Annotated in this window: 3 protein-coding genes; all 3 read left to right on the top strand. The window is 44.1% G+C overall.

The annotated features are described in order from the left end of the window. Positions 1-93: 93 nt before the first annotated feature. Genes B5D40_RS15035 through B5D40_RS15025 form a run of 3 tightly spaced genes read left to right on the top strand, consistent with a single transcriptional unit; the run spans position 94 to position 2,278 of the window. Positions 94-789: a hypothetical protein gene (locus B5D40_RS15035; protein ID WP_078777567.1), complete on the top strand. Its 696-nt coding sequence runs from the start codon at positions 94-96 to the stop codon at positions 787-789. Between the two features lie 24 nt (positions 790-813). Beyond that, positions 814-1,389 carry a hypothetical protein gene (locus B5D40_RS15030; protein ID WP_078777566.1) on the top strand — a complete coding sequence of 192 codons (576 nt, stop codon included), beginning with the start codon at positions 814-816 and terminating at the stop codon, positions 1,387-1,389. Further along, positions 1,322-2,278 carry a hypothetical protein gene (locus B5D40_RS15025; RefSeq protein WP_143394489.1) on the top strand — a complete coding sequence of 319 codons (957 nt, stop codon included), beginning with the start codon at positions 1,322-1,324 and terminating at the stop codon, positions 2,276-2,278. The genes B5D40_RS15030 and B5D40_RS15025 overlap by 68 nt, the downstream gene beginning before the upstream one ends. Positions 2,279-2,559 lie beyond the last annotated feature (281 nt).

Below are 2,559 nucleotides of genomic sequence, written 5' to 3'. Positions count from 1 at the left end.
TCATATTTTAGAAATCCTTGCAATATTTTCACAGGGTAGAAATCAGTTTTTCCCAATAGTTATGCGGGCTGGGCGGGATTTTAAGGGAGGACTATGTATGTTGATGGACTTTCGTATAGGCAAAAAGACACTCTGGTAAACAAACAGGGAGCGGCCCGATTAAAATATTCCGTATATCCGAGCGAAAGGTCTTGGAATTTAGATGAAGAATATGCTAAGGAACTCCCGAATTATGCGGTGGATTCTTTTGACGACAAAATCCTGTCCAACGGCAAATGCGACACGCTTCGCGATGGGGATTCCATCCGATTTTTAAAAGTGGAATCGAATTCGACTTTATACATCGACAAAGGGGAAATGTTCGTGGGAGACGTTCAGTTAGAAAGCGGCTCAACAATTGCTTTTTTGAATTCTGGCTATTCCACGATTTTGCATTTGAACGGTTCTGTTATTTGGAGGTCTTCTATCAAAGTCTTCGGTGATTCGGCGCAAGCGATTCAAGAAAGGAAACAAATAGCAAAAGGATTTAAAATTATTCAGCATCAAGGTGTAACGATGAATATAGAAGGGGACTGGAGCGGCACGATTTTTTCGCCAAACGGGAACTTGATTTTATGTCAAGCGTCTGTCTCAAAAACAATATATGGGAGATTTTTGGCGAATTATATTAGTGTGCATCAAAACGCTAGAGTTTATTCCGTCGCCTACAATCCGTTGCCGGAAAATCAAGTTCTTGTATATACGCAAAACAAAACATATTTAAATCTTTTTTGCCAAAATGGAATTTAATTTAAAATCGAGGCTGAGTTCAAAATGAAAAAATTCTGTATGGTCGCATTGCTCCTTGTCCTTTTTGGAGCAAGCCTTTACGGTGAAAAAATTCCGATCAACGACGGTGCCGGTTTTGACGGCGAATTCTACCGTTCTGTGGCGCAGAATTTTTCCGCTGATTTCTGGGATTCGGGATACGACGCATTTCGCATTCAGCGCCTGTTTCCCTTTTTGGGTGTCCACTACGTTTTTCAGATTTTAGGAGTGTCGGCGACCGATGAAAATTTGATGTCCGCCATGTTCGGGCTGCACCTATTTAATCTATTGCTTCAAATCGCTTTATTCTTTGCCATATCCAAAATCCTTCGCTGGCAACCAGCGACGGAAATGGTTTTGTTCGCTGTCCTCTTCTTGAATTTTTTCACTCTTAAAAATTGCGGATACGAACCCTTTCAAACGGATGCATTTGCCATCACCCTGTCGCTTTTGGGCGTTTATTTTTATTTGAAGAACAAAGTCCTTTGCAATGGGATTGTCGCCATTTTGGCGAATGATAACTTGGCCTCTCGTGACGTTGCAAATTCTTTTGCTCATGGCATTGGACAAGCCGTTTTCTAAATCCGAAACCGGATGGAAAGTGGATATGGGGAAAATTTTCCCGATTCTCTACGGGAGCTTTGCCGCTTTATCGATAACCGTTTTGTGCGTAAGCGGGCACTTGGGCATCGTTCGGAATTTGCTCATGCGAGAAGCGAATTTGCCTTTGACAGTGTTTTCGTTCTGTTCGATTCTTGTCGCGCTCTACTTTTTGTTGCGCCAAGTCCCGCGGCTGCCTCTGGATTTTTGGAAATCGGCGAAAAATTGCCGTTGGAAAGTTCTTGGAAGCTTCTTAGTGGCGTGGCTTGCTGTCAAATATTTTTTGTCGTTGCATACAAACGATGAATTTTTCAGCAGCAGTTCGATTTTCGGACTGCAAATTCTGCTGCGACCCTTGAAATATCCGCTGATTTCGTTCGTCGGCTTCGTGGCTTTTTACGGCATCTTGCCGATGCTGATCCTTTTCGGTTTTCGGGATTTTTCCCGAGACTTCATCGACCGTTCTGCCGGATTCGCGTGCCTCTTTGGGGCGTTTCTCGTCTTGATGCTGGACAGCGAAAGTCGCCATTTGGCGTCCCTTCTCCCCGTTTTACTTTTGCCCCTTGGAACCGTTCTGGATAAGTGGGATCTCGGTAAATTTCAGGTGGCGGCGCTCGTGATTCTCCAACTGCTGCTTTCGCATTTCTACTTTCCGATCAATACGGAAAATTTTTTGGGACAATTGCAGACGGGGAACTTTGAACTCCCTGCCGCTCAACGGTATTTTATGAATTTCGGTGCCTACATGAGCCTGGAATCGTATTTTCTCTGGTTGGGAATATCCGCTCTCTCGGCGTTCGCTTGCTTTAAAATTTTGATCAAGCGTCCCGCTGCGAAAAAAGAAAATGCCGCCTTGCGTCTGCAAAAATAAATTTCATCTATGGAAAGCTGCGGGATTTTGGTCTCGGTTTTATTTGGCGCAGAACGAGCATTTACATGGCGCCCCGCGCTTTACGACGCATTCCTAAAAAGAACAGATTCACCGCCAGTAAGCGGTGAGCGCAAGATACAATTCGTCCGTATATTTGCCGACATCAAAGTAAAAGTCTTCTTGCTGAACTCTGAAAAACGGATAGAAAGTGGAGTCGTTCGGAACCGTGATCTTTTCCGTTCTTTCTTGAATGGTTTGGCAGTAGGATTCGCCTTGAACCT

The organism is Fibrobacter intestinalis (assembly GCF_900167415.1).
Taxonomy (GTDB): Bacteria; Fibrobacterota; Fibrobacteria; order Fibrobacterales; family Fibrobacteraceae; genus Hallerella; species Hallerella intestinalis.
This window is presented reverse-complemented; position numbering and strand designations above follow the sequence as displayed.